The organism is uncultured Anaerotruncus sp. (assembly GCF_902490045.1).
Taxonomy (GTDB): domain Bacteria; phylum Bacillota; class Clostridia; order Oscillospirales; family Ruminococcaceae; genus Anaerotruncus.
In genome coordinates this window covers 1-2,567 of record NZ_CABUCJ010000194.1, presented here as the reverse complement: position 1 = coordinate 2,567, position 2,567 = coordinate 1, and the positions used below count along the sequence as shown (strand labels likewise).

At 66.7% G+C, this 2,567-nt stretch carries 4 protein-coding genes; all 4 read left to right on the top strand.

Features of this window, described 5'->3' with window-relative positions; genetic code table 11:
• Positions 1 to 551 (top strand): glutamate ligase domain-containing protein (locus tag RDM88_RS12580; RefSeq protein WP_308755168.1); only part of this gene is annotated, 551 nt, incomplete at its 5' end.
• Positions 552 to 661: 110 nt separating this feature from the next.
• The gene (locus RDM88_RS12575; RefSeq protein ID WP_308755167.1) at positions 662 to 1,033 is read left to right on the top strand and encodes an anti-sigma factor antagonist; all 372 of its coding nucleotides are present in this window, start codon (positions 662 to 664) and stop codon (positions 1,031 to 1,033) included.
• A complete protein-coding gene (spoIIAB, locus tag RDM88_RS12570) occupies positions 1,020 to 1,457 on the top strand; it encodes an anti-sigma F factor (protein WP_308755166.1) in 438 nt (145 codons plus the stop codon). Before RDM88_RS12575 ends, spoIIAB begins: the two co-directional genes overlap by 14 nt.
• The gene (locus tag RDM88_RS12565) at positions 1,454 to 2,131 is read left to right on the top strand and encodes a sigma-70 family RNA polymerase sigma factor (protein WP_308755165.1); all 678 of its coding nucleotides are present in this window, start codon (positions 1,454 to 1,456) and stop codon (positions 2,129 to 2,131) included. Before spoIIAB ends, RDM88_RS12565 begins: the two co-directional genes overlap by 4 nt.
• The last annotated feature ends 436 nt before the right edge of the window (positions 2,132 to 2,567 follow it).

Here is a 2,567-nt window from a genome sequence, read left to right as displayed (position 1 = left end):
TGGCGGGGCGGCACCAGGTGGACAACGCGATGACCGCCTTCACGGTGGCGGACGAGCTGGGGCGGATGCCGGGGTTCGGCAAAATCCTGCGGGGGGACGCGATCCCGCGCGGGATCGCGTCGGCGCGGATCCCCGCACGGTTCGAGATCGTCGGGCGGGACCCGCTCGTCATCCTCGACGGCGCGCACAACCCGCAGGCGGCCCGCGCGCTCGCGGACGCGCTTTCCCTCGCCGGGGACCGTCCGGTCACCGGCGTGATGGGCGTCCTCGCGGACAAGGACGGGGGCGGCGCGCTCGCCGCGCTCGCCCCGCGCTTTAAGCGTCTCATCTGCGCGACCCCGAAGAGCCCCCGCGCGCTCGACGCGCACCTGCTCGCCGAGCGCGCCGACGCGCTCGGGCTGCGGGCCTCCGCGGCCCACAGCGCCGAAGAGGCGGTCGAGCTGGCGCGGGCGGTCGCCGCCGCGGAGGGCGGCGTGGTGGCCGTCTGCGGGTCGCTCTATCTGGCGGCGGAGGTGCGCGCCCTCTTTTTCCCCGGGATGAAATTGGAATAGGGACATGCTTCGACAGCATTTTCAGCAAAAAAGCTCTATCCTTTGGATAGGGCTTTTTTGCTGCGCGAAAGCGGGGCGAAACGCCTTCCCAGGAAAGGACGTAGAAGATTATGGCTGTTCAAATCGATCTGGCGGACGAGCTGTTGACCGCGCGGATTATCGGCGACATCGACCACCACAGCGCCAAGGAGATGCGCGAGACGATCGACGGCGCGGTGCTCAAGGGGCAGGTCCGCGAACTGGAGATCGACTTCCGCGACGTCACATTCATGGATTCGTCCGGCATCGGGCTGGTGATGGGGCGTTACAAGCTCATGCAGGAGCTGGGCGGGACGCTGCACCTGGTCAACGTGGCGAGCCATCTGAAAAAGGTGATGGTCCTCGCGGGGCTCGACCGCCTCGCGGTTCTGGACAGGTCCGAGCGCCGCCCCGTACCCGACAAGTCTGCGAAAGCCGGAGGAATGGAAGATGAAAGCAATTAATTCGATGAAGCTGCAATTCGAGGGCCGCTCGGTCAACGAGGCGTTCTCCCGCACCGCCGTGGCGGCGTTCGTCGCGCAGCTCGACCCGACCGTGGAGGAGCTTTCCGACGTCAAGACCGCCGTCAGCGAGGCGGTGACCAACTGCATCGTCCACGCCTACCGCGACCGGCTGGGGATTGTGTACATAACCGCGAATATCCTGCCCGACCACCGCGTCGTCATCAAGGTGCGCGACAAGGGCTGCGGCATCCCCGACATCAAAAAGGCGATGGAACCGATGTATACGACCGCGCCGGAGGAGGAACGCGCGGGCCTGGGCTTTGCGGTCATGCAGAGCCTCATGGACCGCGTCAAGGTGACGTCCAAGGAAGGAAAGGGGACGACGGTGGTTCTGGAGAGGGACATTCGCAGCAAGGAGGCATGAATCCTGTGATCGAATGTGCCGAAGGCAAACGTGAACAGACAATCTCCCAGAATATCGGCCTGGTACACGCCTGCGCCCACCGGTTCAAGGGGCGCGGGATCGAATATGACGATCTCTTCCAGGCGGGCTGCATGGGGCTGTGCAAGGCCGCCGACGCGTTCGACGAGACGCGCGGCGTGCGGTTCTCCACCTACGCGGTGCCCGTCATCCTCGGCGAGATGCGCCGCCTCTTTCGGGACGGCGGCGCGGTCAAGGTCTCCCGTACCCTCAAGGAGCTGTCGATGCGCATCTCCCGGGAGCGGGAGCGCCTCGCGAATATCCTCGGCCGGGACCCGACGGTGGTCGACCTCGCGCAGTCGATGGACCTGCCGGAGGAACAGGTGGTCGAGGCGCTCTGCGCCGCCGCGCCGCCCCTCTCCCTCACCGAAAGCGACGACGACGGCGGGCAGATCGATCTGCCGGTCGCGTCGCCCGAGGACATGCTCTCCGACGTGATCTCCCTCAAGCAGGTGGTGGGGAGCCTCGAGCCGAACGACCGCAAGCTGATCGTGCTGCGGTATTTCTCCGGCATGACGCAGGTGCAGACCGCCGCGCGTCTGGGTATGACGCAGGTGCAGGTTTCCCGCCGCGAAAAAAAGATCCTGACCGCCCTGCGCCGCGAGCTGACGGGGTAGCGGGGGAGGACGGGGAGGACGCGCATCGGGCGGGCCGCGTCTGCCGGCTGTTGAGCGCCCCCGTGAGGAAGGGTACGAAAAAGGGAGGGCGGATCAAATCCGCCCTCCCTTTATGTGAAGCAGCAGGTCGTCATACGCAGGCTCTTCTGAGGGCTGTCGCCACCCTTATACTGCCGCCGCTTGTTGTTGCTCACACTGCCATACTATGCGGCGCGGCGGCGGGGGGCGACTGGCGGCGCGCCGCCGTGCCCTGCCGCTTTTGGGCGTTTAGCGGGAAAGCGGAGAAAAGCGGGGCCCCCCGCGCGGCGGCCCGCCCCCTTTGCGGGAGGAAATTTTGTTTGGCGTCCGCCCGGCCCCGGTTTTGGGTTGACATCCGGCGGCGGGTGCGTTACAGTGGATTCATGGAATCGCGCGGCCGAAAGGCCGCCGGGGAAGG